Source organism: Chryseobacterium sp. POL2, from assembly GCF_011058315.1.
In the GTDB taxonomy this organism is placed as follows: Bacteria; Bacteroidota; Bacteroidia; order Flavobacteriales; family Weeksellaceae; genus Soonwooa.
In genome coordinates this window covers 2,426,711-2,452,490 of the sequence record NZ_CP049298.1, presented here as the reverse complement: position 1 = coordinate 2,452,490, position 25,780 = coordinate 2,426,711, and the positions used below count along the sequence as shown (strand labels likewise).

The 25,780-nt window shown below is 36.0% G+C and carries 23 protein-coding genes and 1 riboswitch; of the genes, 12 read left to right on the top strand and 11 right to left on the bottom strand.

Annotated elements, in window-relative coordinates; all coding sequences use genetic code 11:
* Window positions 1-789, top strand: coding sequence for an IclR family transcriptional regulator (locus G6R40_RS11365; RefSeq protein ID WP_165135508.1), 789 nt, complete (start codon window positions 1-3; stop codon window positions 787-789).
* Between the two features lie 3 nt (window positions 790-792).
* Here G6R40_RS11365 and G6R40_RS11360 read toward each other — a convergent pair whose 3' ends face one another.
* The 4 genes from G6R40_RS11360 to G6R40_RS15330 all read right to left on the bottom strand — a co-directional run bounded on the left by G6R40_RS11360 (window position 793) and on the right by G6R40_RS15330 (window position 4,363).
* A complete protein-coding gene (locus tag G6R40_RS11360; RefSeq protein WP_165135505.1) occupies window positions 793-1,617 on the bottom strand; it encodes a flavin reductase family protein in 825 nt (274 codons plus the stop codon).
* A 149-nt stretch (window positions 1,618-1,766) separates the two neighbouring features.
* On the bottom strand, window positions 1,767-3,191 hold the full coding sequence (locus G6R40_RS15340) for an MGH1-like glycoside hydrolase domain-containing protein (RefSeq protein ID WP_317164510.1): 1,425 nt from the start codon (window positions 3,189-3,191) through the stop codon (window positions 1,767-1,769).
* A complete protein-coding gene (locus G6R40_RS15335; RefSeq protein ID WP_317164509.1) occupies window positions 3,098-4,099 on the bottom strand; it encodes a hypothetical protein in 1,002 nt (333 codons plus the stop codon). The genes G6R40_RS15340 and G6R40_RS15335 overlap by 94 nt, the downstream gene beginning before the upstream one ends.
* Before the next feature lie 48 nt (window positions 4,100-4,147).
* On the bottom strand, window positions 4,148-4,363 hold the full coding sequence (locus G6R40_RS15330) for a hypothetical protein (RefSeq protein ID WP_317164508.1): 216 nt from the start codon (window positions 4,361-4,363) through the stop codon (window positions 4,148-4,150).
* A 289-nt stretch (window positions 4,364-4,652) separates the two neighbouring features.
* Window positions 4,653-4,759, top strand: a riboswitch (SAM riboswitch).
* A gap of 63 nt (window positions 4,760-4,822) precedes the next feature.
* Here G6R40_RS15330 and G6R40_RS11350 point away from each other — a divergent pair.
* From G6R40_RS11350 to G6R40_RS11300, 11 genes are all read left to right on the top strand, one after another.
* Window positions 4,823-5,761 carry an alpha/beta fold hydrolase gene (locus tag G6R40_RS11350; protein ID WP_228455852.1) on the top strand — a complete coding sequence of 313 codons (939 nt, stop codon included), beginning with the start codon at window positions 4,823-4,825 and terminating at the stop codon, window positions 5,759-5,761.
* Window positions 5,762-5,766: 5 nt separating this feature from the next.
* Window positions 5,767-7,305 (top strand): ACT domain-containing protein, encoded by a 1,539-nt coding sequence (locus G6R40_RS11345; protein ID WP_165135499.1) that lies wholly within the window; start codon window positions 5,767-5,769, stop codon window positions 7,303-7,305.
* A 60-nt stretch (window positions 7,306-7,365) separates the two neighbouring features.
* Window positions 7,366-8,556 (top strand): O-succinylhomoserine sulfhydrylase, encoded by a 1,191-nt coding sequence (locus G6R40_RS11340; RefSeq protein WP_165135496.1) that lies wholly within the window; start codon window positions 7,366-7,368, stop codon window positions 8,554-8,556.
* An 88-nt stretch (window positions 8,557-8,644) separates the two neighbouring features.
* A complete protein-coding gene (locus G6R40_RS11335; RefSeq protein WP_228455851.1) occupies window positions 8,645-8,965 on the top strand; it encodes a four helix bundle protein in 321 nt (106 codons plus the stop codon).
* A gap of 76 nt (window positions 8,966-9,041) precedes the next feature.
* Window positions 9,042-9,989, top strand: a complete 948-nt coding sequence (locus G6R40_RS11330; RefSeq protein ID WP_410497363.1) for a homocysteine S-methyltransferase family protein — start codon at window positions 9,042-9,044, stop codon at window positions 9,987-9,989.
* 51 nt (window positions 9,990-10,040) lie between these two features.
* Window positions 10,041-12,704, top strand: a complete 2,664-nt coding sequence (gene metH, locus G6R40_RS11325) for a methionine synthase (RefSeq protein WP_165135490.1) — start codon at window positions 10,041-10,043, stop codon at window positions 12,702-12,704.
* An 88-nt stretch (window positions 12,705-12,792) separates the two neighbouring features.
* Window positions 12,793-13,749, top strand: coding sequence for a methylenetetrahydrofolate reductase [NAD(P)H] (gene metF, locus G6R40_RS11320; protein ID WP_165135488.1), 957 nt, complete (start codon window positions 12,793-12,795; stop codon window positions 13,747-13,749).
* Between the two features lie 255 nt (window positions 13,750-14,004).
* Window positions 14,005-15,711: a single-stranded-DNA-specific exonuclease RecJ gene (gene recJ / locus G6R40_RS11315; RefSeq protein WP_165135485.1), complete on the top strand. Its 1,707-nt coding sequence runs from the start codon at window positions 14,005-14,007 to the stop codon at window positions 15,709-15,711.
* Window positions 15,712-15,721: 10 nt separating this feature from the next.
* Window positions 15,722-16,309, top strand: coding sequence for a nicotinate (nicotinamide) nucleotide adenylyltransferase (gene nadD, locus G6R40_RS11310; RefSeq protein ID WP_165135482.1), 588 nt, complete (start codon window positions 15,722-15,724; stop codon window positions 16,307-16,309).
* 6 nt (window positions 16,310-16,315) lie between these two features.
* Window positions 16,316-16,654, top strand: coding sequence for a DUF3817 domain-containing protein (locus G6R40_RS11305; protein WP_165135479.1), 339 nt, complete (start codon window positions 16,316-16,318; stop codon window positions 16,652-16,654).
* Window positions 16,655-16,916: 262 nt separating this feature from the next.
* Complete coding sequence (locus G6R40_RS11300) at window positions 16,917-19,220, top strand: TonB-dependent receptor domain-containing protein (protein ID WP_228455850.1); 2,304 nt, start codon at window positions 16,917-16,919, stop codon at window positions 19,218-19,220.
* Between the two features lie 199 nt (window positions 19,221-19,419).
* Here the strand turns inward: G6R40_RS11300 and G6R40_RS11295 are convergent, their stop codons facing one another.
* From G6R40_RS11295 to G6R40_RS11265, 7 genes are read right to left on the bottom strand one after another with little or no spacing between them, the layout of a single operon-like run.
* Window positions 19,420-20,439: a hypothetical protein gene (locus G6R40_RS11295; RefSeq protein WP_165135476.1), complete on the bottom strand. Its 1,020-nt coding sequence runs from the start codon at window positions 20,437-20,439 to the stop codon at window positions 19,420-19,422.
* Window positions 20,436-22,031, bottom strand: a complete 1,596-nt coding sequence (locus tag G6R40_RS11290) for an NAD(P)-binding protein (RefSeq protein ID WP_185670484.1) — start codon at window positions 22,029-22,031, stop codon at window positions 20,436-20,438. Before G6R40_RS11290 ends, G6R40_RS11295 begins: the two co-directional genes overlap by 4 nt.
* A complete protein-coding gene (locus tag G6R40_RS11285; RefSeq protein ID WP_165135473.1) occupies window positions 22,006-23,520 on the bottom strand; it encodes a polyamine aminopropyltransferase in 1,515 nt (504 codons plus the stop codon). The genes G6R40_RS11290 and G6R40_RS11285 overlap by 26 nt, the downstream gene beginning before the upstream one ends.
* Entirely contained in the window at window positions 23,513-23,728 is a 216-nt protein-coding gene (locus G6R40_RS11280; protein WP_165135470.1) for a DUF350 domain-containing protein, read from the bottom strand. The genes G6R40_RS11285 and G6R40_RS11280 overlap by 8 nt, the downstream gene beginning before the upstream one ends.
* A gap of 12 nt (window positions 23,729-23,740) precedes the next feature.
* The gene (locus tag G6R40_RS11275) at window positions 23,741-23,932 is read right to left on the bottom strand and encodes a hypothetical protein (RefSeq protein ID WP_165135467.1); all 192 of its coding nucleotides are present in this window, start codon (window positions 23,930-23,932) and stop codon (window positions 23,741-23,743) included.
* A gap of 10 nt (window positions 23,933-23,942) precedes the next feature.
* On the bottom strand, window positions 23,943-25,370 hold the full coding sequence (locus tag G6R40_RS11270; RefSeq protein WP_165135464.1) for a DUF4178 domain-containing protein: 1,428 nt from the start codon (window positions 25,368-25,370) through the stop codon (window positions 23,943-23,945).
* Window positions 25,370-25,720, bottom strand: coding sequence for an S-adenosylmethionine decarboxylase family protein (locus G6R40_RS11265; RefSeq protein ID WP_165135461.1), 351 nt, complete (start codon window positions 25,718-25,720; stop codon window positions 25,370-25,372). Before G6R40_RS11265 ends, G6R40_RS11270 begins: the two co-directional genes overlap by 1 nt.
* Window positions 25,721-25,780 lie beyond the last annotated feature (60 nt).

The following is a 25,780-nucleotide window of genomic DNA, read 5'->3' as shown; positions in this document are numbered from 1 at the left end:
ATGGAGGAAGGCAAAAAGAAAAGAGGCATACAATCAATTAATGTTGGCTTTTCTATATTAAAAGCATTAATGCAATCTCAATATCCGTTACCGTTAAAAGAAATTTCAGAGCAAATTGGACTTTCCCCGAGCAAAATCCACTCTTATCTTGTCAGTTTTCAGGAAGAAGAAATTGTACAACAAAATCCCGATACTGGCTTTTACAGCTTGGGCACTTCTTGTTTGAAACTCGGACTTGCCTATCTCGACCAATCCGATCTTGCAGAACTTTGCAAACCCCATATGCGTCAACTCGCAAACGACTTGGGACACACCATATTTTTAGGCGTTTGGGGTAACCGCGGCCCAACCATTATCTATAGATTGGACGGCACATATAGCGAAACTTTATTTGATTTAAGAATCGGAAGTGTATTACCTATTCTCACCTCAGCAGTTGGTAAAAACTTTGCGGCACATCTTCCCCATAGCTCAATGATGCCGATGATTATCGAAGAAATCAAGAGCAACAAAGGAGAACTTGACCTGGAAAACAATCTTAACAAAGTGAAAGAAATGCTTGAGACCGTTAAACAAGACGGTATCAGCCAAGGTCGCGCAGAAATCTTATCGGATCTCACGGCAATTTCGGTTCCTATTTTTGACTTTTCCAACACCATGATTGCCGGTTTAACCATTATGGGAAAAATCGGTGGACTCGACGACCGCATCAACGGAAGCGCCGCAAAAATGCTAAAACAAGCTGGCCTTGAAATCTCTCAAAAAAGAGGCTATCAACTCCCGGAATAATTATCAAGATTTTAAAATTAAAACTTCCCATGCTTCTTCAATTCTGTTCTGAAGCAGGAAGTTTTGCGCTTTTTTATGATGGTCAACATCGGAAGAAAACAGAGCTTCAGGAAGCGCATCGATATTTGCCAACATTCCTAGATCGTTTCCAGTAAAAACTTTACTACTTCTCAATTCAAAAGGAAGATTATTAATACCAATATTTTGATTATTTGGTCGTGGCACTTTAAATAGATTTTGATCATTATTTCGCGAATACCAATCGCCACCCAGCCGCGCCACCAAATCTAGTTTAGCCTGATCAATTTTTCCATCCTCCCCAAAACAATCATCTTTAACATGAACTTTTAGCACTTCACAAATAATAAGATTGCCAGCGCCAGCATTTTCACCAAGCGCTTTCACTTCAAGAACTTTACATTCAAAATTAACTGGACATTCTGCGATAAGTTTTGGTTTTACAAGGTCAGCGTCCAAAGTTGTTAAATCCACTTTTTCAAACTCATTAACCTCGCGACCGAAAGGCGCCGACGCTAACGAAATTTGTTGAACAATATCAAAATTAACCAACCCAATCACAACTTCGGGAACTTCCAAAATATTCCGTAAAGAGTCTTTATTAGGATCGTCTTTTCCTTGTCGCAATGGCGAAAAAATCAGTATCGGCGGTTTTGCACTGAACATGTTAAAGAAACTGAACGGCGACAAATTGCAATTTCCTTCTGAGTCGATGGTGGAAGCTAACGCAATAGGACGCGGCGCAATCGCATATTTCATAATATCCTGCATTTCGTAAGTCGAAATGTCTGTGGCTGCAAAACTTTTCATTCTTAGAATTTTAAAATTTAATTTAATAAATATTGTAAAAAAATAGGGTTTAATCCTTCTCAAAAATACTAATAACAATCAAGATTTCCGATGTTTTAGATCCAATTTTAAATATTAAAAATCCATACTCCTTTAATCATTAAAAAAGATCAAAATCTCGGTTTCAATAATTTGGCAACCGTAGCCGTCCAGCCACATTGATGCGACGCGTCAACACCCCGACCATTGTCACCATGGAAATATTCGTAAAACATGATGTAATCTTTGAAATACGGGTCTTGATTGAATTTTGAATCGCCACCGTTGAACGCGCGATTTCCATGCTTGTCTTTCAGAAAAATATTGCACAATCGTTGTGAAAGTCCTTTAGAAACCTCGTTAAGATTAACGACATTTTCAGAAGCTTTCGGAAATTCTACCTTCAGATTATCACCATAGAAAAAATGAAAGCGTTGCAGACTTTCGACAATTAAAAAATTTATCGGAAACCATATTGGACCTCGCCAATTCGAATTTCCGCCAAACATCCGACTGTCGCTTTCTGCGGGAAGATAACCCACTTCGTAATGATACCCTGCAATACTGAATTTGAAAGGATATTCTTCATAAACTTTTGACAGGGCGCGAATTCCATAATCACTCAGAAATTCTTTTTCGTCCAACATTCTGTCCAAGACTTTTTTAAGACGCGTTTTCCGCATGATACTCATCAAATGTTTGTTACCTTCGCCCTCAACATACCATTTGGACACCAATTGCGTTAAATCTTTTTTGTTGTGTAACACCCAATCCATCCTTTTCCTAAAATTAGGAAGTTTTTCTAGCAAACTATCCTCAATAACCTCAACAGCAAACATCGGAATTAAACCAACAATACTTCGAAGTTTTAAATTAACGCTGGATCCATCTGGCAATTGTAAAAGATCATAAAAAAACCCATCGTCTTTATTCCAAAGTCCATTGGTTTCGTTTCCTATATTTTCCATAGCTTCCGCGATGTACAAATAATGTTCGAAAAACTTAATCGCCATATCTTCATAAACTGGATTGTATGTCGCCAGTTCCATCGCAATACGCATCATATTAAGCGCATACATCGCCATCCAACTCGTGCCATCCGCCTGCTCAAGATATTCACCTTCGGTGAGTTTCATATTTCTATCAAATGCGCCGATGTTATCCAAGCCAAGAAATCCACCACCGAAAATATTATTTCCATTCAAATCTTTACGATTAACCCACCAAGTGAAATTTAATAACAGTTTCTGAAATACACTTTCTAAGAAGAATAAATCAAGTTTTCCATTATGTTTTTCATCAATCTTAAAAACACGAAACGTTGCCCATGCATGTACAGGCGGATTGACATCACTGAAATTCCACTCGTAGGCTGGTTGTTGTCCATTAGGATGCATATACCATTCTTTGGTCAGCAACAAAAGTTGATTTTTTGCAAAAAGAGAATCTATCAAACTAAAACTTACGCAATGAAATGCCAAATCCACGTCGCATACCAAGGATACTCCCATTTGTCGGGCATCGAGATAATATCTTTGTTGTGCAGATGTTGCCAATCATGATTTCTAATATAGCCTAAACGCTCAACAGGATTATCTGGATCGCCTGTCAGCCATTTCCCGACATTATAATGGTAAAATTGTTTGTTCCAAAGTAGTCCCGCGAAAGCTTGTCGCTGGACATTTTTTTCATCTTCACTTTTTATATCTTGTTGAATATGGGCATAAAAATCATTGGCCTCCTGAATACGGCGATTGAAATGTTCTTCGAAATCCCAAAAGGCATCTTCTAGAATATGTGGCGACAAACGAAATTCAAAAATTTTGTTGGCTTTTGCTGGTATAAGTTCTTCGCAACGAAAAGCCGCTTTGGTTCCTAATTTCTCAGGATTTACAGAAGTTCCGCCACGGAGGATATAATCATTAATCCCATCTTTATAAAAACCATCGTCGTGTGTTTCCCCGAAGAGTTTCGGCCTATTGGTTTCGTTTTCACAAAACAGCGCTTCTACATTTTTATTTCTGGAATAAAGCTTCTTCAGCGGGATACTATCATGATGAATATCAATTTCGCCTTGTTTAGAAAATTTTAATTGAGCTTTGTAATCGTTATAACCCCATCGCCAATTATTACGATACCAAAGTGTTGGCAAAACAACCAAAGGCGCATCATTATCACTACGATTATGAACATCAATTCTCACCAAAAAATCATCTTCTCCAACTTTAGCATATTCTATAAAAATGTCAAAATATTCATCATTATCAAAAATACCTGTATCGATAATTTCGTATTCTCTTTCCTTATTGGTTCGGTGTGCATTGGTATTAATTAAATCCTCGTATGGAAAAGCATTTATAGGATATTTGTAAAGCATTTTCATATAGCTGTGCGATGGTGTATTATCGAGATTATAAAAAATCTCTTTAATATCTTCACCGTGGTTGCCTTGGTAATTGCTCAACCCAAAGAAACGCTCTTTGATAATTGCATCTTTTTTGTTCCAAAAAGACTAGGCAAAACATATCAACTGCCTGTCATCAGAAATTCCGGCAATGCCTTCTTCCGCCCAACGGTACGTCCAACTTTCGGCATTATTGTGGTTTGTAAATCCCCACGCATCACCATTATTACTATAATCCTCCCGAACATTTCCCCATTGGCGGTGACTAACATAAGGGCCCCATTTTTTCCAATTCGGATTATTTATTCTTTCAAATTCTACCATTTGCTATTATTCTTATCAAAATATTTTATTTAAAATGATAAAGTCTCACTAACAAAATTACAAAATTCGGCGTTCTCAAAACATTAAATTTTATCACAATAAATATGTTTAAAAAAGATTAAAAAACCCCTACTCAGCAAAATCAGAAATTAGAATATTTTAAATAAAAACTTAAAACAAAAACACTTTACCCATAAAATTTTCTAAAATATTGTTATTTTTAGATTTTTTTATTGGAAATTAAAATTAAGTTGCTACATTTGCACAAGCGTTCATTCACATATTGAAAATGTTATCCAGAAAGGTTGAGGGACTAGACCCTACGAAACCTTGGCAACCCTTTGCGAAAGCGAAGAAGGTGCTACGTTCTACCAAAATATTTTGGACAGATAACAACTGAAGTTCTTTTTTCAGCCATTCTCAACGGCATTTTCAATGTATTTAAAAACATCATCAACATTGAAAAAAGAATTATTAACAATCCACATCAATTACAAAACACTTTCAGGAAAACACTTTGAAATTCCTCTTAGCTACGAAGTCTTTGGCAAAACTCTCGGCACTGCGCCAATTGTATTAGTAAATCATGCCCTAACTGGAAACTCAACCGTTTCTGGAAGCAAAGGTTGGTGGAAAAATATCATCGGAGCGCAACAGATTATTTCAACTAAAAAATACAGTATTCTTAGCTTTAATATTCCTGGCAATGGTTACAACGATTTTTTTATCGAGGATTATGAAAGCTTTACGAGTAAAGATATTGCAAATCTATTTTTACTTGGATTAAAACATTTAAAAATCCAGCGACTCCATAGTATTATTGGAGGTTCTCTAGGAGGTTCTATTGCTTGGGAAATGTTAGCATTACAACCAAATCTTGCCGAAAACTTCATCCCAATTGCCTCAGATTACAAAACCCACGATTGGCTTTATTCACAATGCTTGGTACAAAAGTACCTTTTAGATTCCGCAGAGAAGCCTTTAGAAAAAGCCCGCGTACACGCCATGTTATGTTACAGAACGCCAGAATCTCTTAATGAAAGATTTAATAACAAAATACTTCCAGAAAAATCCATGCGCGAATCAGAAGATTGGCTTATCTATCACGGCAAAAAACTCAACGAAAGATTTAGTTTGAAAGCCTACAAGCTCATGAACCAACTGTTGATGACCATAGATACGGATGAAAAATATTTAAGAAAAATTAAAGCCAATATCAACCTCATCGCTATTAATACGGATCTATTTTTTCCAGTATCTGAAATTAAAAAATGTTTCGAAAAAATTAAACAGGACAAAAAGGATATTTTCTACGACGAGATCGTATCCAGCCATGGCCACGACGCTTTTTTAATGGAATACAAACAATTACAAGAACTTCTAAAACCTATTTACTAAACACCATGACAGATCAACCCTCCATCAATATATACAGAAAAAAAGCCTTAGTTAATTTCGAAGGCAAGGACTTCCTTGGTCAAATTGGTATAGATTCAAGAATTTTTAACACTTTAAACAATGGCGGCATCAGCGTTGGCGTTATTTCTCAACAGGCTATAGAAAATGGCGTTTCGGTTTTGGTCGATGAGAAAGACGCAGAAGCGGCTGTAACATTGCTTTCCAAAGAATTTAAACATGAAAAAAACGCGGGCATCGTTAGCAATATTTACAGCATTGATAACCTTTGTGTACTCGGTTTTGTATCGGAACAGAATACAAAAATACTATCCGAGCTTCAACGTAATAAAATCTTCCCTTTATTACTAAGTCAAGCATCATCAACTGGTCGCGTCAACATTGTGGTGACAGATAACCAAACGGAAATTACCCAAAACATCATCGAAACCGAGATCTTTGGAAAACCTAAAGTCGTTCATCTGGCTTTAATTGGGCATGGAAATGTTGGTTCTACTTTAATTGAACAGATTTTAGATTCGGCCTATGACATTTTAACAAGAAAAAGAATTGATTTAAAAATCATTGCAATTTCCAATTCAAAGAAAATGGTATTAAATAAATCCGGCTTCAGAAGCGATTGGCGACAAAAAATCAATTATTCAAATACAGAAACTAATATTCAAGACATTATCCATTACGCCAAAGATCACAATCTAGAAAACCTTGTTTTGGTGGACAATACGGCTAGCAAAGATTTTGTTAAAAATTATACAGAATTTGTGGACAATGGTTTTGATATCGTTTCTTCTAACAAAATTTTCAACACCTCTTCGATTTCCGACTATCGAGATTTCAGAAACATTCTTGCTAAAAATAACAAAAAATACTTATACGAAACCAATGTGGGAGCAGGTTTACCTTTAATTGACACCATTAAACTTCTGCATCTTTCGGGAGAAAATATTACACGAATTAAAGGTGTTTTTTCGGGAACTTTGAGTTATGTTTTTAATCAGTTTTCAGTTCGGGATGAGAAATTTTCAAGCATAGTGAAAGAAGCAATGAACAAAGGTTTTACAGAGCCAGACCCTCGTGAAGACCTTTCTGGAAATGATGTCGCAAGAAAACTGTTGATTTTGGCGAGAGAATTAGATTTAGTAAACGAATTTGAAGATATCAACATCAAAAACCTCGTTACAGAACCACTTCTTCCAATTTCTAAAGATGAATTTTTATCGAGAATTGAAGAGCTAGATGAGGTTTTCCAAAAAACGAAAGATGATCAAGAACCGAATCACGTTCTTCGCTACGTCGGAGATTTGCATGGCGATTTGCAAAAAGACAAAGGCGAATTGGACGTGAAATTAATTTCCGTTCCTGCCAATTCCGCATTGGGACAACTAAAAGGTTCTGATTCTATTTTTGAAATCTATACCGAAAGTTACGGCGAAAATCCGATTGTAATTATGGGAGCTGGTGCTGGAGCAAAAGTAACCGCTCGTGGCGTTTTCGGAGATATTTTAAGATTGAGTGAAACGAAATAAATTAGATAATATAGCAATGTAACAATAGTTCATAAAATGGTAGACTAATAAAATAAAACAATGAGTACCGACAATCAACAACCAACAACTGATAACCATTTCGAAACCCTTGCCGTTCGCACCCAAACCGAACGCACGCAGTTCGATGAGCATTCTACACCGTTATATCTTACATCAAGCTTCGTTTTCGAAGATGCCGAAGATATGCGCGCAAGTTTTGCAGATGAAAAAAACAAAAATCTGTACAGCCGATTTTCTAATCCCAACGTAACTGAGTTTATCGATAAAATAGTGAAAATGGAAGACGCAGAATCTGGTTACGCTTTCGCAACGGGAATGGCGGCAATTTATTCCACTTTTGCCGCTTTGTTGAATTCTGGCGATCACATTGTAAGTTGCCAGTCGGTTTTTGGTTCAACGCATACTTTATTCACAAAATATTTTCCAAAATGGAATATCGAAACCTCCTATTTCAAAGCCGAAGACGAAAAGAATGTTGAAAAATACATCCAACCCAACACCAAAATTCTTTATGTTGAAACACCCACCAATCCTGCGATTGAGATTTTAGATTTAGAATTTTTGGCCCAAATCGCGAAGAAGCACAATCTTTTATTTATCGTAGATAATTGTTTTGCAACGCCCTATTTGCAGCAACCCATTAAGTACGGAGCAGACGTTGTAGTGCATTCTGCAACGAAATTAATAGATGGTCAAGGTCGTGTTTTAGGCGGTGTAGCGGTCGGAAAAGCAGATTTAATTCGGGAAATTTATTTGTTTGCGAGAAACACAGGACCCGCAATTTCTCCCTTTAATGCTTGGGTTTTGAGTAAAAGTTTGGAAACTTTAGCCATTCGAGTTGAGAAACATTGCGAAAATGCTTTGAAAGTGGCTGAGTTTTTAGAAAATCATCCGAATGTAGAATTGGTGAAATATCCTTTCTTAAAATCGCATCCAAGCTATGAAGTTGCTAAAAAACAAATGAAATTAGGTGGAAATATTGTCGCTTTTGAAGTGAAAGGAGGCAGCGAAGGCGGTCGAAATTTCTTGAACAAAATAAAAATGTGTTCCCTTTCCGCCAACTTGGGCGACACCCGAACCATTGTTACGCATCCCGCATCCACAACACATTCCAAGCTTTCTGGTGACGAAAGAAACGAGGTGGGAATTACTCCAGGATTGGTGCGTTGTTCAGTAGGATTAGAAAATGTGGAGGATATTATTGGTGATTTAAGGCAAGCTTTGGATTAAATTAGTTATCGGTTAAAAGTTATTGGTTATTAGAAAAATGAAAAAGGAATATACAGAATTAGAAGTTTGACAAGAGGCTAGAAAACTTGTGAATTCAGTTTACATTTTGTCAAAGAATTTCCCAAAAGATGAATTGTTTGGTTTAGTTAATCAAATGCGAAGAGCTGCGATTTCTATTCCATCCAATATCGCTGAGGGATGCGGAAGAAGAACCGTAAAAGATACACTTCAGTTTTTGCATATTGCCAGAGGGTCTTTGTATGAATTAGAAACACAATTTTATATTGCGCTCGACCAAAACTATATCAATGATGATGATTTTAAATCGATTCAGCTCCAAACTGTCTTATGTAAAAAATTAATTAGTGGATTTATTACCTACTATAAAAAATTAGAAAATGATAAATAATAAAACTTTGATATCGGAGAGACAATCAACTCTCTACCATCAACTTTCAACTAAAATACTGATTCTTGACGGCGCCATGGGAACCATGCTTCAACGCTACAAATTCGAAGAAGAAGATTATCGTGGTGAACGTTTCAAAGATTGGGAATATCCTTTGAAAGGAAATAACGATTTACTTTCTTTAACCCAACCACAAGCCATTGCTGAGGTTCACAAAAAATATTTGGAAGCTGGCGCAGATATCATCGAAACCAACACATTCTCCGGAACTACAATCGCGATGGCCGATTATCACATGGAGGATTTAGTCTATGAACTGAATTTTGAATCCGCAAAAATAGCGCGTCAAGTCTGCGATGAGTTCACCGCTCAAAATCCTGAAAAACCGAGATTTGTAGCGGGTTCTATTGGTCCAACCAACAAAACTGCGAGTTTGAGTCCAGATGTTAACGATCCAGGCTATCGCGCCATTACTTTTGATGAATTGAGAATTGCGTACAAACAACAGGCGGAAGCTTTGTTAGAAGGCGGTTCAGATATTCTTTTGGTGGAAACCATTTTCGATACATTGAATGCAAAAGCAGCACTTTTCGCCATTGATGAAATTGCTGAAGAACGAGGAATCCGAATTCCCATTATGGTTTCAGGAACGATTACGGATGCTTCGGGAAGAACATTGAGCGGACAAACAGCAGAGGCATTTTTAATCTCTGTTTCGCATTTGGATTTGTTGAGCGTTGGTTTCAATTGTGCTTTGGGAGCAAAACAACTAACGCCTTATTTGGAAACCATTTCTTCTAAATCAGAATTTTTGATTTCAGCCTATCCGAATGCTGGTTTACCGAATGCTTTCGGTCAGTACGACGAAACGCCCGAACAAATGGCACAACAAGTTAAAGAATATTTAGAAAAAGGCTTAATCAACATTATTGGAGGATGTTGCGGTACAACGCCACCTCATATTAAAGCGATTGCTGATTTGGCTAAAAATTATCAACCGAGAAAAATTAATGTAACAGTTTAACAAATAATTGCTAGACTGGTAAATTGATACATTGTTACATTCATTAACACTATGAAATATTTAAAACTAAGCGGTCTCGAACCCCTCATCATCACCCCAGAATCCAATTTTATCAATGTTGGAGAACGTAGCAATGTTGCGGGGTCTAAGAAATTTTTGCGTTTAATTAAAGAAGAAAAATTTTCCGAAGCTTTGGATATCGCTCGTCATCAAGTGGAAGGCGGTGCGCAAATTTTGGACGTTAATTTCGATGATGGATTATTGGACGGAAAAGCCTCGATGGTAAGATTCCTAAATCTCATTGCTTCAGAGCCTGATATCGCTCGAATCCCGATTATGATTGATTCTTCAAAATGGGAAATTTTGGAGGCAGGATTGCAAGTCGTTCAAGGAAAAGCGGTGGTGAATTCCATTTCTCTAAAAGAAGGTGAAACCGAATTTATTCAACATGCAAAAATCATAAAACGTTACGGTGCAGCGGCGATAATTATGGCTTTTGATGAGGCCGGACAAGCCGATAATTACGACAGAAGAATTGAAATTGCAAAACGTTCGTACAATATTTTAGTGAACAAAGTTGGTTTTCCTGCGGAAGATATTATTTTCGACCTTAATATTTTCCCAGTAGCAACGGGAATGGACGAGCATCGCCGAAATGCTTTAGATTTTATTGAGGCCACAAAATGGGTTCGCGAAAATCTACCTTATGTTTCCGTGAGTGGCGGTGTTTCCAACGTTTCATTTTCGTTTAGAGGAAATGATACTGTTCGAGAAGCGATGCACTCGGTTTTCCTGTATCACGCCATTAAAAACGGAATGAACATGGGAATCGTGAATCCTGCGATGTTGGAAGTGTATGACGAAATTCCAAAAGAATTGTTAGAACTGGTGGAAGATGTGATGTTGGATCGTAGAGATGATGCCACAGAGCGACTTTTAGACTATTCTGAAAAACATAAATCCACAAAAAAAGAAACGGTAGAAAATCTGGAATGGAGAAACCAGCCATTGCAGGACAGAATTACCCATGCATTGGTGAAGGGAACAGATCGGTTCATCATCGAAGATGTGGAGGAAGCCCGATTGTCTGCAGAACGACCTTTGGATGTTATCGAAATTAATCTGATGACCGGAATGGGCGTTGTAGGCGACTTGTTCGGCAGCGGAAAAATGTTTCTTCCCCAAGTGGTGAAATCGGCTCGGGTGATGAAAAAAGCGGTGGCTCATCTTCAACCCTTCATCGAAGCAGAAAAAGACAGCACCCGAAAAGCCAATGGAAAAGTGGTGATGGCAACCGTGAAAGGCGATGTTCACGATATTGGAAAAAATATTGTGAGCGTGGTTTTGGGTTGTAACAATTACGAAATTGTGGATTTGGGTGTGATGGTCCCAGCGGAAAAAATCATTCAAACTGCGATTGATGAAAATGCGGATGCCATTGGTCTTAGCGGATTGATTACCCCAAGTTTGGACGAAATGGTGCATGTTGCCGATGAACTGCAAAGAAAAAACTTAAAATTCCCCTTGTTAATCGGGGGTGCAACGACTTCTAAAGCGCATACTGCTGTAAAAATTGCTCCGAAATACGAGAACACTGTAGTTCACATCAATGATGCTTCCAGAGCTGTAGGTGTGGTTTCACAACTTTTGGATAGAAATTCTGAAAATTACCAGAAAGAATTAAAAGCCGAATACGACGAGTTCCGTGAAAAATTCCTGGGCAGACAAATTGAAAAAGTTTATCTCCCAATTGAAGAAGCACGAAAAAATAAATTTAAAATCGATTGGAAAAATGAAACTATTTTTCAACCTAAAAAATTAGGAATCCAAATAATTGAAGACTTTGATTTGGCAGAACTTCTTCCATTCTTGGACTGGTCACCGTTTTTCAGAAGCTGGGAACTTCATGGTAAATTTCCAGAAATTTTAGAGGATGAAATTGTGGGCGAACAAGCGAGAGAAGTTTATCAAGATGCTCAAAAAATGCTGAACCAAATCATCGCTGAAAAACAATTAACGGCAAAAGCAATTTTTGGGATTTTCCCTGCAAACTCGGTGAGCGATGATGATATTGAAGTGTATGATGAAAACGGAAACGTAATTTCTACCTTCCGCACGCTTCGTCAGCAACTGAAAAGATCAGCCGGTAAAGAGTATTTTGCGCTTGCCGATTTTATTGCCCCAAAAGAAACCGGAAAGCAAGATTACATCGGTTGTTTCGCAGTAAGCACAGGCTTTGGAACTGATGAACTGGTGAATGCCTTTAAACAGGATCATGACGATTATAATGCCATTTTAGCCAAAGCACTTTCTGATCGTCTTGCCGAAGCTTTTGCCGAATGTCTTCATTTCAAAGTGAGAACCGAATTTTGGGGATATGCTGAACATGAAAATTTAGAAAATGAAGAATTAATTGCCGAAAAATATGTAGGCATCCGTCCAGCGCCTGGCTATCCTGCCTGCCCTGATCACTTAGAAAAAGAAACGATTTGGGAACTTTTAAAAGTTGAAGAAAATATTGGCGTTATCCTTACCGAAAGTTTAGCCATGTTCCCAACAGCAGCGGTTTCTGGCTATTATTTTGGAAGTCCACACGCCAAATATTTTGGGGTTGGAAAAATTAAAGGAGACCAATTGGAAGATTTTGCAAATCGTAAAAATATCGCCTTGGATAACGCTAAAAAATGGCTTGCTCCGATTTTGGTGGAAGGTTAAAGGTTGTTGGTTATCAGTTGATAGTTGTGGGTTTAAAAATAAGAAAAATATAAATAAAGTCTTGAATCTTGACTCTATAATCTAAAACATGAAAATTACAGAACACATAAAAAACGCAAACGGAAAAACATTATTTTCTTTTGAAATATTACCGCCCTTAAAAGGTCAAAACATTCAATCGATTTTTGATGCGATTAATCCATTGCTTGATTATAATCCCGCTTTTATAGATGTGACTTATCATCGCGAAGAATACGAATATATCGAAAGACACGACGGGCTATTGGAAAAACGCGTTGTCAGAAAACGTCCAGGAACGGTCGGCATTTGCGCCGCAATCCAAAACAAATATAAAGTTGATGCCATTCCTCATATTTTGTGTGGCGGCTTCAATCGTGAAGATACCGAAAACTTTCTGATCGATTTGGATTTTCTGGGTATCGAAAATGTGGTAGCACTTCGTGGCGATGCTGTAAAATCCGAAATTTATTTTAAACCTGAAAAAAACGGTCACGCCAATGCGAGCGATTTGGTGCTTCAAATTCAAGGTCTTAATTCTGGAAATTATCTTGATGAGTCTTTGGAAAACTCTTGTCCAACTAATTTTTGCATCGGCGTTGCTGGCTATCCCGAAAAACACATGGAGGCTGCAAGTCTTTCGCAAGATTTGCACTATTTAAAGAAGAAAGTTGAAGCTGGCGCAGATTACATCGTGACACAAATGTTTTTTGACAATCAAAAATATTTTGAATTTGTTGACAAATGCAGAGAAGAAGGCATAAATATTCCGATAATTCCTGGGTTGAAGCCTTTGGTTACCAAAAGCCAGCTAAGTATGATTCCGCATCGTTTCAAAGTGGATATTCCAAACGAATTGGTCATCGAAATTGCCAAAAGTAAAGACAACAAAGCTGCTAAAGAAATCGGTATCGAATGGTGCATCCAACAAAGTAAAGAACTACTAGAAAAAGGTGCGCCAGTTCTACATTACTACACCATGGGAAAAAGCGATGTGACAAAAAAAATTGCTTCCGCGGTTTTTTAGAAACTATCATTTTTCAAATCCTTGAAAATTATTTTTTTTAACATCTATATTTTGGTCTGCCATCTCTGCAATAGGGATGGCAGCGACATCCTTGGGTGTGGAGCGAGGCGGCGGAGCGCAGCGGAGCCGACCGAGCGCCACAGCTCAAGATAAAGCGAACAGCCCGACCCGAGCTGCGGACAAAGTTCGGTGAGGGAATTGCCCAAGAAAAAAAACTATTTCTTAAACAGCAAATTTTTGACTAAATTTGTAACTATGAGTCAAAAATGGATTTATAAACCAGAACCCGACGAAGACATTGTAGACGGTCTCATTTCCTCGATTGGATTTGGAACTTTGGAATCCAAACTTCTCGTCTTGCGCGACATTGACAACTACCAAAGTGCGCGTGAGTTTTTCAAACCTAATGGTGGTGACATCCATAATCCATTCCTGATGGCCGACATGCAAAAAGCTGTCGAGCGTATTGCTACAGCAATAGAAAATGGTGAAAAAATGATGGTCTATGGCGATTACGATGTGGACGGAACAACTTCTGTCGCGCTCATGTATCTTTATCTGAGCAAAATCGTGGACAAAAAATATCTTGATTTCTATATTCCAGATCGTAATGTTGAAGGCTACGGCATTTCTAATGAAGGTATTGACTTTGCCAAAGAAAATGGCTTCAGCTTAATAATCGCCTTGGATTGTGGTATAAAATCAGTAGATAAAATTGAATATGCCAACAAACTAGGTGTTGATTTTATCATTTGCGATCACCACTTACCCGGCGACCAAATACCAAAGGCTGTTGCGGTTTTGGACCCCAAACGTAAAGATTGTCGCTATCCTTATAAAGAGTTAAGCGGCTGTGGTGTTGGTTTCAAACTTTGCCAAGGTCTTAATACCATCTATAAAATTCCGGAAAGTGAATTGTTTGAACTAACCGATCTTTTGGCAATTAGTATTGCATCAGATATTGTGGCACTAACTGGAGAGAATCGTGTATTAGCAAAACAAGGATTAAAATTCCTTCGTAAAACGAGAAAATTCGGTTTGCGATTATTAATACCGGAAGAAAAACTGGCACATTTCGAAATTTCAAATATTGTTTTTGATATCGCGCCAAAAATAAATGCTGCAGGAAGAATTTCTCATGCAAAAGCGGCTGTAGAACTTATGATTTCTGATAATCTGAAACAAGCACAGCAAATTGTTGATAACATCATCAACCTAAATGATGAGCGCCGCGAGATGGATCATAACATTACACAATCGGCGATGAATCAGGTTTTGGAATCTTCACAAGACACACTTTCTACAATTGTCTATGATCCTTCTTGGAACAAAGGCGTTATCGGAATTGTCGCATCTCGACTTATAGAAAGTCATTTCAAACCGACTTTGGTTTTCACCGATGGGAACAATGGTGAGATGGTCGCTTCAGCGCGTTCTGTATCGGATTTTGACATTCATGAAGCTTTGGATTATTGCTCCGAATTATTTCTGAAATTTGGCGGACATCAGGCTGCTGCAGGCTTATCCATGGAAAAGGAAAATTTTGAAGTTTTTAAAATCATGTTCGAAGGTTATGTTCGGGATCACATTCAGGAGCATCAAAAAGAGCCGTCGATCTATGTCGATAGCGTTATTAATATTGATGATCTAAACCGAGAATTCTACAATTTCCATAGAAAATTAGCGCCTTTTGGGCCTAAAAACATGAAGCCAGTTTTGGTGTTAAAAGATGTGAAAGTGGCTGGTTATGTTAGATTAATGGGAAAAGATGGCAATCATTTGAAGTTCTTCATTCATCAACCAAGTACCAACAGAAATATTGAATGCATCGGCTTCAAACTTGGAGAATTTGCTAATGATTTTAGAAATAAATCTTTTGATATGGCCTTCACAGTGGAAGAAAATCATTGGAAAGGTAATGTATCATATTTCTTAAATATCCGTGACGTTTCGTTTCATTAAAATTGAATTCATGAAAAAAATCGGATTGTTTTTCGGATCTTTTAATCCAATACATATTGGGCATTTAATTTTAGCCAATTACATTTTGGAAAAATCTGACATGTCTGAATTGTGGTTTGTGGTGAGTCCCCAAAATCCTTTTAAAGATAAAAAATCACTTTTGTCCGATCACAATCGTCTGGACATGGTTAACCTCGCCATAAAAAATTATCCCAAAATACGCGCTTCCGATGTAGAATTCGGGCTTCCAAAACCGAGTTATACAATTGACACACTTGCTTATCTTCAGGAGAAATATCCAAACTATCAATTCAGTTTGATTATGGGTGAAGATAATTTGGCAGGACTTCATAAGTGGAAAAATGCGGATGTTTTAATTAAAAACCATCAGATTATTGTTTATCCAAGATTATTTGATGGTGAAAAGAAAGATAATAATTATACTTCTGAAAGCGAAAATATTATTCTGATCAACGCGCCAATCATTGAGTTGTCTGCAACGGAAATTCGCAATATGATAAAGGAAGGAAAAAACACGCGTCCAATGCTTCCTCCAGAGGTTTTTGATTATTTGGACGGCAGCAATTTTTATAAATAAACTGAAATGAATTTTTTAGAACAATTTTTTGCAAAATATCCTGAAGAAAAAGTTATCAAATGGTTTAAACAGGTTTGTACCGCAGAAGCTATTTCATGGTTTTTCCTCTTCACCGCGATGATCTGGATACGAGAAGACCGAGATGGACTTTTGCCGACCATCTACATCATTATCATTGGTAACATCCACGGATTATTTTTCACATTATATCTTTTGTTTATGCCATCTATGAGAAAAATATACAATTGGGATGACGAAGATTTTGTCATTGCGCTGATCTCCGCTTTTTTCCCGTTTGCGACAATATGGGTCGAAAAAAAATTGGCTAAGAAAGAACGCGAATAATTTAGATTTTACTAATTTAAAATCAAGACTTTAAGAAACATCGAAAAAAAATCGGTGTTTTTTTTATGCTTTTATGTAACAAATCTATAAAGTCTGTTGTCTAATTATACAAGAAGCAAATTTAATTTTAATTTTTTAACACTGATAATCAACATATTAAATTTTAAAACTAACTATTTATAGTACTTTGTATTGCATACTACTTATTTTAATATATATCTTTGTATCAACAAATATTAATTTTTACATAACTCAAAATATCATGAAACCAAAACTTCTCATCGCAGCAATATTTTTCAGTGGACTTGCCATGGCTCAGCTAAAACCTAGCGACAGCACAAAAGCTGAAAAAACCAATGAAATACAAGCAGTTACTATTACAAAACAAGTTTTCAAAAAAGAAAGCGATCGTTTTGTTTATGATGTTGCAGCATCGCCAGTAGCCAAAGGAAGTACGACCTTTGATCTTTTGAAACAAACGCCTTTAATATCTTCTACAGATGACAAAAGTTTAACGATTGCCGGAAAAGGCAACACCGTGATCTACATCAATGGTCGAAAAAGTAATATGGACGCAGATTCTTTGGCGCAATTTCTTAAAAATACACCGTCTGAAAACATTCAAAAAATAGAAGTGATAACCATGCCTGGAAGCGAGTATCAGGTGGAGGCTAACGATGGCATTATCAATATCATCTTAAAGAAAAAAACCTCTGACGGACTCAACGGAAATATGAGAATGTCAAACACGCAATCAAAATACAACGAATCTTCGGCGAGTCTTAGCCTTAACTATCGCAAAGACAAATTGGGGATAAGTGCCAATATCACAGGTGGAGAAGATATCGAAGCGCAATATTATGAACTCGCGAATGGCACGTCCGAAAATTCAAACACTTCGGTTGGTAGAATAGATGACCCGAATAAAAATATCGGAGGTTATCTCAACATTGATTATCAATTGACGGAGAAAAGTAATTTGGCACTTACATGGAATACTTGGGCCAATAGAAGTTATGGCGCTAGCATTAATCTTTTTAATACCATTAAATTTTTAAATGATAAAGCTATAGAAGATTACCGCTATAATATTTCTGACAACATCGAAAATGCAAGGTCTTACAACAACAACTTTAATTTGAACTACGAATTAAAAACAGATTCTCTGGGAAGTAAGCTTAATCTTAATGCCGCCTATCTTACCTACAAACGTATTCAAAATTCTACAAATGACACGTGGCTCTCTGATGCCAATGCCAACTATATTGAAAAATCACAAACGATTTTCCAAAGCATTCCACAAAAAATCAACAATTTCTCAGGAATGGTGGATTATATTAAAAAGTTCAAAAATGACTTTACAATCTCTGTCGGTGGTAACTACAACAAAACCAAAACCGATAACGACACAAAGTATGAAACGCAATTTTACATTCCATCAAAAGATACCAAATATGAACCTAATTATTTCATATACGACGAAAACATCTATGGACTGTATTTAACTTTAGAGAAGAAATTTTCTGATAAATTCTCAGGTAAAATCGGTACACGCTACGAAATAACCAACAGCGTAGGAACGTCTGACCATGCGCCAATCGACCGTCCAGACATGGCACGCGTGGAACAAAATTATAAAAAACTGCTTCCTTATTTAAGTCTGAATTACGCCATCAATGAAAAAAACAATCTGTCGTATGCATTTTCCAGCCGAATGAGAAGACCTAGCTTTTGGGAACTGAATCCTGTAAGAAATATTTTAACCGAAAATAATTACACCCAAAACAATCCATTTGTAAAAGCCGCATCTTCCTACAATAATGAGTTAACATATATGTTCCACAATGCATATTTCATGGTGCTGAGCCATTCTTACTTCAAAGATGTTATTACGCAAGTTCCTTTACAAAGAACACTGGATGTGCCAAGACTTGATGACAATGGAAATCCTATGGAAAACCAAAACGGGGAACCAATTATTGACAAAGTTCAACAATTGCGCTACATAAGAACCAATTTCGGAGACAAGCAAACGATGTCCGCAATGCTTGGGATGCAAAAATCTTTCTTCAAACAATATTGGACAGCCAATTTAACTTTAGGAGTACAACACAACCGCAACAACGGAAGTCTTAGCATTGACCCAACTACTGGCGACGTTTTCTCAGAATACATCAACAAAACCAATTCCACGAGTTTTGTGATAAAAACCAGCAACAACATTCGCCTGGACAAAGCCAAAACATGGTTCGCTGGTGTCAACTTCTTTTATGTCGACAAACAACAAATCGAACTTGGTATGCTAAAATCATTATCCAGCCTTGATCTAAGCATCAAAAAACTTTGGAACAATTGGACTTTTGCGCTTAATCTTAGCGATGTTTTGAGAACCAACATTATCAAAATAGAAGACATCCAAGCCAATGGCAATTACAACAAGGTTCTCAACGATCAATTCCGTCGAGGTGTTACCGTAAGTTTAACTTACAACTTTGGTAATCAAAAAGTTAAAAAAGTCAGAAATATCGACAGTGCGGCAGACGACATCAAATCGAGAACGAGATAAACATTTAACTAAATTATATTTTTCAATGAAAAGCTTCAATCCTAGGATTGAAGCTTTTTCATTTATTTCTTTGGAGCTTTTTCCCGCTGTCCGCTATATCTTTAGCCTTGTCGCTCGGTTGGCTCCGCTACGCTCCGCCACCTCACGCCAACGCCAAAGGATGCCGCTTCCATCGGGGCTAGAGATTGGTCATAAAAAATCATTTTTGTTGTCGCCAGATAAATCCATCTAGCAAATAATGTGTCAGTTGGGGAACAACCAAAAGTGGAATCAAAACAAAATAAGACTTTTCTATAGAAGAAATTCCGAACCAACTAATATGTTCTCTCCACACGAGATTTTCCCAAATAAATTCTTCAAAAAGGGCAAAACCTAAAATAACAAATACAAAAAGTACCACACCAAAAGCCTGTTTAAAAATAAGGAGAGATCTGAGACCGGAATCAGATTTTTGTTCAATTTCTTTAATATAGATTAGCGCGATATAAGGTATGCCATGAGAGATGACATTTAATAACGTAAAAATCAAATCATTATTAAAATAAACAATTCCAAAATACCAAGATAAGAAGCTCCCGACTATCAATAAATTTTTAGGAATATTGATACTTTTTGTTTTTATAAATTCAAAAATACTTTTACCAATCCATAATAGAATTACTGCAACGTAAAGCATTGTGAAGTATCTCAAAAAAACATTTAAGTTCTGCATCCAAGAAAACTCTGAATCTACAAACCAATTGAACTTACGAGGCGTGCAAAACCAATACATCATCGGATATATAGTAGCAGAATATATGCTGAGATTATCGATAGTTTTAGAAAACCCTTTTGACTCGAACCTAGCATAAAGTCTCATAAAACCATATTGTTGGCGCACAAAATGAAAGACTGCAACCAGAGCTAAAACAGACCAGAAAAACAACTCTCCAAATTGATAAAGAATAATTCCTAAAATCAAACTAAAAATTGGAATACCCAGATACATTAGTTTTCTTCTTTGGAATTCTTCTTTTACAAAATAGGTTTTAAACAAAGTAGAATAAACATGCGCCACATCAACAAAAACTATTAAAAACAGCCATGTGAAAAAGGAATAATGATCTTGCACCTGCTCCAACTGTTGATGAAATAACAATACAATCGCTAAGACTACAATAGGTGGCGACAATATGAAAATTATATCCGTTCTGGCATTATGTATCCAAGCTTGTTTCATGACAAAATTTTACGAGCTATATAAATACCTTGATAAAAGGCCTCTTCAAAAATGGAAATTCCTGACAAATCCGAGTGTGCGAAAAAAATTTTCCGATTAATATCCTCTTTAGCTATTTGAGAATCTTTTCCAAAAATTTTCCCAGGAGTAGGTGCAATCATAGCATGTCCAATTTTATTAAACTCAATCTCGATGATAAAATCATCAATAAGAGGATGCGCTATTCGGAAATCTTTTAAAACCAATTCTTTTAGATCCTCTTCTTTCATTTTAAAAAGTTGTTTTCTTGCTTTGTTAGAATCATCAGTTGAAAAACTTCTGTAATACGTGATAACTTTATGCCCTATATTTTGAGAAATATTTTGATGTTGATCGTAGATATAGCCTAAACCTTCTCCTCCATAGATAACATTATCCCATGCTAATTCTTCACCACCTCCGAAATCTTTATCCAAAGTTAAGGTCGCCAACAACCAAGGCACGTATGTGAAATTTTTTATTTTTCTGTTTTTAAAAAAAAAGTTATTAACAAACTGAGGTGTTGCCATAATCAACTTATCAGAAACAATTTTAATCGTTTTTTTGTTAACATTATCAAAAACTAAAACTTCAACATTCTGCTCTGTTTCTATAACATCAAACACCAGATGTTGTTTTAGAATTTTGTTTTCAGAGTGTACAGCAAGATGTTTTGATAAGCGTGCATTACCTTCTGGCCAAGTCATAACTTGGTCAGATTTTTTGGGTGCCCAATCATGTTTTCTTCCTGCAAAATAATTAATCCCTGCCCATGCAGAAACATACTCAATCCCTAGTCCATAATCATCTTTGCATGCATAATCTAGATACCATAGAAGTTCTTGGGATTTAAAATCATTTTCGTCCAGCCAAGTTTTAAATTTTAAATTATCGAGTTTTTTAGTCTCTTCATTCTGACTTACATTTTGACTAGGGATTGTAAACCAAAATTTTCCAAAATCATCTTTTTTTAGTTTAAAATCATTCATCATTTTAAAGAAACGATCAAACTCTTGTTTAGAATTTTCATCTAGTCCTCTTTGCGGAATTATATCATTTTGCCAAGCATTTTTGAAAAACAATCGTTCATCTTGCGGAAAAACTAATTGATAATCATCCAAAATTGGATCCTCATATTCATCGTCGCCTAGATAGATTTTGGCTTCTTTCAAAAAATCAATAAGTTCTTGATTGTCTTTATTAGGAAGCGGAAGATAATGAGCTCCACGTGGATATTTAGAATATTTGTTTTCTCCATTGGAAGAATTACCTCCTATGAAACTTTCCATTTCACAAATCAAGAAGTTTGTTTTGGCATGCATCGAAAGTTCTCGTGCAGCCGATAATCCCGAAATGCCCGAACCAACTATCAATACCTCCGTACGGATAACTTCGGAAACTTTTGGAAAATCTTTAGCCCAAAGGCGATGTCCCAAAATATGATTAGTTCCTGTAATTTTTAGTAAAAATGATTTTGCTTTCTTAGAACAGAATTGTAAAAAAGGCAACATCATGCTGCCCCAAAACATTGTTAAAACAAAGCCTCTTCTATTGTATCCTTCCCCACTCTTCATCAAAATATCTTACTAAAATTTGGTTATCGAGACGGTTAACTTCCACATCTTTTGCTATCATGTCTTTATTAAAATAAGCCATCTGCGAAAAGTTATAATCATAAAATCGAAGATTATTTAACTTGTTATAAATCTTATTGTTCTGCAGCTCTTGAGAAGCTAAACAAAATCCCCATTCTCCAAAAGATGGTACGTAGGTGTGGTATGCCTTAACTTCTGGAAAAACCTGGTTAATTGTTTTATGAATACTCCAGAATGATTTTGGAGCAAAATAAGGAGAAGTCGTTTGTACAGAAATATAGGTTTTCGGTGTTGTTATTTTTTTTAATTCTATATAAAACTGTAATGAAAAAAGCTTTCCCAAGCTATAATTGGATGGATCAGGAAAATCAATAATAATGACATCAAAAGTATCCTTCATTTGTTTAACCCACATATAGGCGTCTTGATTAATGATTTCAACTTTCGCATTATTCAGTGCATCGTTATTGAGTTGGCGCATTGTCGTATTTTCTTTAAAAAACCGTGTCATCTCTGGATCAAGATCCACCAATTTTATAGATTTTACATTCGCGTATTTCAAAACTTCTCTAACTGCAAAACCATCACCTCCACCCAAAACCAAGACTCTTTCAATTTTTGGAGCCATGGACATTGCAGGATGTACCAAAGCTTCGTGGTAACGATATTCGTCGGTAGAAGAAAACTGCAAATTATTATTAAGATAAAGCCTAAACTCTTTATTATTTCTAGTTAAAGCAATCCGTTGGTATGGTGAACTGTGCGTATAAATTAAATTTTCGCCATAAAGTTTTTCTTCAGAAAGGGATAATATTCGGTCAGCAAAAACAAATAAACCCAACAAAATAAAAAAAGAAATAATCGATTTTGTCTGTAAAGCTATGCGAGATTTAATTTCATTTTTTAAATAGAAACAGAGAAATATAGCAACGGAGATATTGATGAGTCCAAAGAAAAGTGGTGTTCTAAGAATCCCGAGTTTCGGAATTAATATTAAGGGAAACAGAATTGAGGCGATAAGCGCACCAATATAGTCAAATGCAAACACATTGGAAACCAAATCCTTAAACTCTACTCTATCTTTGAGAATATTCATCAATAAAGGAATTTCTAACCCCACAAGACATCCTGTTACAAATACAAACATATACAATACCCACTCAAAATGGTCTGTTGTGTTAAAAATTGTAAACAAGACTATAGAGCTTATTCCTCCAATAACGCCTACAAGGATTTCGATTTCTACGAATTTGTCAATAAGATCTTTTCTAACAAACTTTGCCAAATAAGAGCCCACACCCATTGCAAAAAGATATACACCGATAATGAAAGAAAACTGTTTCACAGAATCTCCCAAAAGGTAACTTGCCAAAGCACCCGCAACCAACTCGTATACCAGACCACAAGTTGCTATTACAAACACCGAAAAAAGCAACAAAATCTCAAAAGAGAGTTTTATTCTACCCATGTATTGCGGCGCTTATGATAATAGAAATCCCAATAATAAAGGCACCAAAAATAATAGCTAGCGCCATATTATTATTTTTTGAAATTTCATGCCAGGTTTTTTCTGGTGTCAACCTTTCAATAATCCAATAGCAAAGTACCAAAATTGCAATTCCTAAAAAAGAATACAATATCGAATTTATAATCGGTAAGTAATTAAATTCTCCCATCTCTTTTATTTTTTATTTATGATAAAATCTGTAAAAACTTCTTGTATGTGTATTTGTACGTTGCCCATCTTGAATTTTTTCAGTTTTGACACAATCGCACCATTGGTTCCCAGAATAAGTCAGGTAGACAAACCAAACAAAAAATCCGCAACCAATACTCAGTAGCAACCAATTCGATTTAATATAATTGAAAACATTTTTCATTTTTAGAAAATTAATAAGGTGAGTTAGAGCTGTTCTTCCACTTCATCGTATCAAAATATCCTTTCAAAAAATATAATCCTATACCCAAAGCTAATATTACAATTATAATAATCACAAAATTCCTATAGCTAACTGGTAGCCATTCTGCTGTAATACCAAAATCAGTATTAGTTTCTTCTTCGTTGATAGATAGCACAGCTGATGGATTATTCTTTGTAAAAAGTTTTGCTGCTTCTAATTCTTTAAAAACGACTGGATTATTATTCTCTAAATTTGAAAGATTAATAGCCATCTTATCTCCAGTAGGGTTTTCAATAACATCCATAAAACCGTCGTTGGTCATAACATAACTTTTGGATCTATCCTCAGATATATAGACGTCATTGTAAATGTAAGGCGCTTTTTCCTTTTGGGCAGCAATTACAAAATGATAATTCCCTGGAGCTACTCCGCATAAGTTAAACTTTTCAGTTTTGGAACCTTCGCTCCAGCTTTCACCAGATTCGTAACCATGATAATATTCTATATCTTTGGTTGCATAGGTCACTTCATTCGTTTTTTCATTAACAAGACTAAGCTCTATACTTGCCCAAGAATTATCAACATCTGTAGCCAATTTTACTTGCATAGGAGCAGATGCACCCTCTAAGCTAAAACTTTTGGTGATTAATTCTTTATTAAAAATATCTCTATATAAAATTCTTTGGTCGAAAACTATTTTGTTGTTGTTATTACTCGTTACAAAAATCTGAAACAAAGTCATCAACAAAACTGTCATTACAAAAATCGGAGCTACCTGTTTTATATTTACATAAAAGGGTTGGACAATACCTATACCTTGATAGCTTGGCATATAGTTCGGCAGAAATTGTTGTTTGATCTTGTATTTAGAAATATGTTTTCCCCAGAAAAAAACTTTCCCCGAACCGCTTTGCTCCCAAGAGACCATTTCTGTACCATTGACGTATTCTTTATATGTAGCAACTTTAAAACTCACTCTATCCTCAAAAAAACCTTCCAGATAAGAAACTGAACTTGGTGTTGTCTCATAATGTCTATATAATTTGCCTTTAAAATCACAATAACCACGATGCTCATTAAAAGCTTCATCTTGCAATTTTAAAAACACCCAATGTCCATCGCTCTCACTCAGGAAGGCATTATTACCATCTTTGTCTTTTAGAAAATATTCTCTCCATTCCGCAACATTAGCATAGTTGCGACAAGTGACTGCAACCACAAAATACTCTACACCATCTATTATTCCGCGTTTTGTGGTGTCTAAAACCACATTACTTCCTTGTCTAGGTAATTGTTTTCTCGATTTGTTTTGTCTGACATCAATAAGATTATAACATGAGGAACAAACATATTCTTCGATTATAAAGTCAAGCTGATGCTGATTTTTTATATTACAAACTGGACAAACGAACTCCATTAGCGATATATTTTATCTTGTTGCAAAACTTCTCCTTCAAAATATGAAACGATATCCTCTGCGATAGCTTCCACTTTTTTCGTATTATCTTGTAAATAATTACATAAAAAAACATCGAATTGCAGTTGATTATATTCTGGCCAAGTATGTATACACAGATGCGATTCTTTCAAAACAATCGTAGTAGTATAACTCTGGTTATCAAAAATATGCCTGCATTTCCCCACAACTTCTGCTTCATATTTTTCTAAAGTTGAAATTGCAAAAGATTCAAAAGATTCACAATCCAAAAGCAAATCTTTTTTTTCTGTTTTTAAAGTTATTAAAATATGAAGCCCTTTGTCATTCATTTATGTTGTGTTTTTTCAAGATATTTTTAGTCTGTCTTTGATTATTTGGAAGCTTATTCC

What these genes read in the sequence shown, in the direction of transcription:
- G6R40_RS11365 (WP_165135508.1), top strand. Translation starts at nt 1, where the DNA reads ATGGAGGAAGGCAAAAAGAAAAGAGGCATACAATCAATTAATGTTGGC.
- G6R40_RS11360 (WP_165135505.1), bottom strand. Translation starts at nt 1,617, where the DNA reads ATGAAAAGTTTTGCAGCCACAGACATTTCGACTTACGAAATGCAGGAT.
- G6R40_RS15330 (WP_317164508.1), bottom strand. Translation starts at nt 4,363, where the DNA reads ATGGTAGAATTTGAAAGAATAAATAATCCGAATTGGAAAAAATGGGGC.
- G6R40_RS11345 (WP_165135499.1), top strand. Translation starts at nt 5,767, where the DNA reads ATGACAGATCAACCCTCCATCAATATATACAGAAAAAAAGCCTTAGTT.
- G6R40_RS11340 (WP_165135496.1), top strand. Translation starts at nt 7,366, where the DNA reads ATGAGTACCGACAATCAACAACCAACAACTGATAACCATTTCGAAACC.
- G6R40_RS11330 (WP_410497363.1), top strand. Translation starts at nt 9,042, where the DNA reads ATGGGAACCATGCTTCAACGCTACAAATTCGAAGAAGAAGATTATCGT.
- metH (WP_165135490.1), top strand. Translation starts at nt 10,041, where the DNA reads ATGAAATATTTAAAACTAAGCGGTCTCGAACCCCTCATCATCACCCCA.
- metF (WP_165135488.1), top strand. Translation starts at nt 12,793, where the DNA reads ATGAAAATTACAGAACACATAAAAAACGCAAACGGAAAAACATTATTT.
- recJ (WP_165135485.1), top strand. Translation starts at nt 14,005, where the DNA reads ATGAGTCAAAAATGGATTTATAAACCAGAACCCGACGAAGACATTGTA.
- nadD (WP_165135482.1), top strand. Translation starts at nt 15,722, where the DNA reads ATGAAAAAAATCGGATTGTTTTTCGGATCTTTTAATCCAATACATATT.
- G6R40_RS11305 (WP_165135479.1), top strand. Translation starts at nt 16,316, where the DNA reads ATGAATTTTTTAGAACAATTTTTTGCAAAATATCCTGAAGAAAAAGTT.
- G6R40_RS11300 (WP_228455850.1), top strand. Translation starts at nt 16,917, where the DNA reads ATGAAACCAAAACTTCTCATCGCAGCAATATTTTTCAGTGGACTTGCC.
- G6R40_RS11295 (WP_165135476.1), bottom strand. Translation starts at nt 20,439, where the DNA reads ATGAAACAAGCTTGGATACATAATGCCAGAACGGATATAATTTTCATA.
- G6R40_RS11290 (WP_185670484.1), bottom strand. Translation starts at nt 22,031, where the DNA reads ATGAAGAGTGGGGAAGGATACAATAGAAGAGGCTTTGTTTTAACAATG.
- G6R40_RS11285 (WP_165135473.1), bottom strand. Translation starts at nt 23,520, where the DNA reads ATGGGTAGAATAAAACTCTCTTTTGAGATTTTGTTGCTTTTTTCGGTG.
- G6R40_RS11280 (WP_165135470.1), bottom strand. Translation starts at nt 23,728, where the DNA reads ATGGGAGAATTTAATTACTTACCGATTATAAATTCGATATTGTATTCT.
- G6R40_RS11275 (WP_165135467.1), bottom strand. Translation starts at nt 23,932, where the DNA reads ATGAAAAATGTTTTCAATTATATTAAATCGAATTGGTTGCTACTGAGT.
- G6R40_RS11270 (WP_165135464.1), bottom strand. Translation starts at nt 25,370, where the DNA reads ATGGAGTTCGTTTGTCCAGTTTGTAATATAAAAAATCAGCATCAGCTT.
- G6R40_RS11265 (WP_165135461.1), bottom strand. Translation starts at nt 25,720, where the DNA reads ATGAATGACAAAGGGCTTCATATTTTAATAACTTTAAAAACAGAAAAA.